General features: G+C 73.8%; 2 protein-coding genes and 1 pseudogene. All 3 read right to left on the bottom strand.

Annotated elements, in window-relative coordinates; all coding sequences use genetic code 11:
• Window positions 1–687, bottom strand: a pseudogene (locus tag MXD58_RS23705) (Gfo/Idh/MocA family protein); the annotation flags it as partial.
• Between the two features lie 224 nt (window positions 688–911).
• Entirely contained in the window at window positions 912–2,162 is a 1,251-nt protein-coding gene (locus MXD58_RS23710) for an NAD(P)/FAD-dependent oxidoreductase (RefSeq protein WP_248837245.1), read from the bottom strand.
• 12 nt (window positions 2,163–2,174) lie between these two features.
• The coding region (thiH, locus tag MXD58_RS23715; RefSeq protein ID WP_250609951.1) for a 2-iminoacetate synthase ThiH at window positions 2,175–3,199 on the bottom strand (1,025 nt) is incomplete at its 5' end.

The raw sequence follows: 3,199 nt of genomic DNA on the forward strand, positions 1-3,199 counted from the left end.
GAACTGCTCGCGGCCATCAGGCCGTGATGTCGCCGGGCTGAACCGCGGCGGCGAACTCCTGCCGGCAGTGGCGGCGCGGTGCGACGCGGCGATCTCGGCGGTGCCGAGCAGGCCGACGCTGACCGGCGGCGCGTCGAGCACGCCGAGGCAGTGCCGCAGCCACCGACCGACCAGGCGGTGGTAGGCAGGGTCGGCGAGAACCTCCGCCCCGGCGCCGAGGGTGAACATGCCCAGTCCGGCCGAGGGCCGCCAGGTGCAGATCGGATGGTCGGTCATGCCATGGCGGACCAGGATGAGCCGCTCGACGTCGTCGGCGATCTTCTCCGGCATCACCCAGGACTCCCGCGGGTGGAACTCGCCCGCGCGAACCATGATCGCCTCACCCTGCGGCCCGGTCCGCAGCGTGAGCTTGTAGGGGGGCGTCGCCCGGCCGGGTACCAGCCCGGATGACTCCACCAGCGGGCTGTCCGCGGGCAGGGACCGCACCGTCGGGCCCGCGAGCAGCACCGGGACGGAGGTGCGGGCGCGGTCGAGGAGGTCCTGCTCGACGTGGTCGAGCGGGCGGTCGATGAGGACGAGAAGCGCGTCCGCCGACCGCGCCGAGGTCGGGCCGAGACCCGCTGCGCGCAAGTGGTCGCCGAGCGCGTTCACACCGGGCAGGTTCGACACCAGGTGAATGCGAGGCACGCCCGGCACTCTAGTGCGTTCCACCACCTTGTCCTCATTCGGGTGGAGAAGTCGCTATCCGACCATCGCGGCATTGCGCACTTTTCGCCCGGCGGACGACATTGCTCAAACACCGTGCGGCAATCGCCCGCGCCGACGGCATTGTGTGCGAAAGAAGTGCATACTCGGCGAAATCGACCGTTCGGCGGCCGCTCCGGAGGCTGAACCGGTCGGCCGCCCACGGCTCACGAAGCCGCCACGAGCTCCTTCATCGTCACGTTGACGTCGGTGAAGGCCGTCCGGTCCACGCCGCCGCCGGCCAGCATCAGCCGCCGGGCCGGGGCCATGTCCATCGGGCGGCCCACGGTCACCAGCGCGCGCAGGGACCCGTCCGGCGCGAACCAGCCGGCCGACCAGCCGACCGCCCGCGCGCCGTCGGACGGGTCGGGCTCGTCCGGGTCGCCCCGCCAGACCAGCTCGTCCGCGGCGCCCCAGCGGCCGGCGAACTGCACCATCCGGCGGAACTGGTCCGACCAGAAGTAGGGCACCGGGTCGTAGATCGCCGGCTCGGCGCCATCCTGGGCCGCACCGTCGGCGCCGGCGGCGGCCAGCAGCGTCGCGGCGGCGACCGTCGGCGACTGCTGCGCGGTGTCCCAGTGCTCCACCCGCAGCCGCTGGCCGTAGCGGCGCGACCACCAGGCCGCCACATCACCGACCGCGACCACCGGCGGGCCGTCGACGCCTTCCCACCGGGCGGCCAGCCGCTCGTCGACGACGACACCGCGCTCGAGGGCCAGCCCGCTGCCGGCCAGCCAGCCGACGTTCGGACGGGCCCCGATGCCGACGAGGATCTCGTCGGCGGCCAGCAGCTCACCGCCGGACAGGACCAGGCCCTCCGCGGTCGTGCGCTCGACCGAGACGCCCAGACGCAGCTTCACCCCGCTTCGCGCGTACCAGTCGACCGTGCGGGCGCCGACGGTCGCGCCGAGCGCGACCTGCAACGGCGTGTCGGCCGCCTCCACCACGGTGACCTCGGCGCCGATCTGCGCCGCCGTCGTCGCCACCTCGGCGCCGATCCAGCCGGCGCCCACGATCACGAGCCGCAGGCCGGGCCGCAGCGCCGCGCGCAGCCCGAGGGCATCGTCGATGGTCCGTAGCACCCGCACCGGGCCGTCTCCGGGCAGCGTCACCGGATCGGCCCCGGTCGCCACGACCAGGCCGTCGTAGTCCAGCGGGCCGGCGTCGGTCCGCACCGTGCCGGGGGTCAGGGCGGTGGCGCTTCGGCCGGTCAGCACCTCGACATCGTCGAGGGCCAGCGGCAGGGTCGTGTCGTGCGCACGGCCGCTGAGCACCGCCTTGGACAGGGGCGGCCGGTCGTAGGGCCGGTGGGACTCCGCGCCCACGAGCACGAGCTCGCCCTCGAAGCCGCGCTTACGCAGCTCGATGGCCGCCCGGCCACCGGCCATACCCGCACCCACAATGACGATTCGCCGCATCGGCGCAGCCTATTACGACTTTGCTCGCGCGCTCGCGTCCACGAGCGGAAAGGCATCCTTCCAGACCGGCTCGTAACCGGCCCTGACCAGCATCTCCGCGACTTCCGCGGGCGACCGATCATCGGAGATCGAAAACTGCTCCTGGGCGGTGCCCGCCGACCCGTAGCCGCCGGGCTCGGTCGATGAACCGGCGCTCATCGTGGTCACCGCGATCCGCGCCAGGCCGTCGCGCATCCCGGCCGGTTCCCGGGTCGACAGGGTGAGGGCGAGGTCCGGCCCGAACAGCCGCAGCGCGGCATGGGCCTGCACGAACTCGGCGTCGGACACGACCACGACCGGCGGGAACTCACTCGCCGACGGTTTGATCCTCGGCAGCGCCACCGACACCTCGGTCCGCCAGTGCCGCCGGGACAGGAACGCGGCGTGCGCGCCGAGGGCGAGCACGTCGGCGCGCCAGTCCGGGGCGAGTCCGAGCAGGGCGCCGATGCCCAGGCGCCGCGCCCCGGCGGCCGCGGCCCGGTCGAACGACGACAGCCGCCGGTCGTAGTCACGTTTCCAACCGGCGACGTGCACCTCGGCGTAGCGGGCCCGGTCGTAGGTCTCCTGGTAGTGCACGACACCCTCCAGCCCGGCGCGGACCAGGCGGGCGTAGGTGTCGTCCGACCAGGTCTGGGTCTCGATGGACAGCGACGGGAACAGCGGGCGCAGCCGCTCGAGCACGGCCACCAGGTAGTCGGCGGACACCTCGACGCGATGCTCGCCGGAGACCAGCAGCAGGTGGCGGAACCCGCGCTCGGCCAGCAGCCGGCCCTCGGCCTCGACCTCGTCGAGGTCCAGCGTGCGGCGCACGACCGGCAGGCCCTTGGCGAAGCCGCAGTAGGTGCAGGACGACAGGCAGGCGTTCGACACGTACAGCGGCGCGAACAGGCGCACCGCCCGGCCGAAGCGGCGCAGCGTGGTCTCACGGGCGGCGAGCGCGAGCTCCTCGAGGCGCGCGCCGGCCGCCGGGGAGAGCAGGACGGCGAGCTCGGCCAGGC

This window comes from Frankia sp. AgKG'84/4 (assembly GCF_023242965.2).
GTDB lineage: Bacteria > Actinomycetota > Actinomycetes > Frankiales > Frankiaceae > Frankia.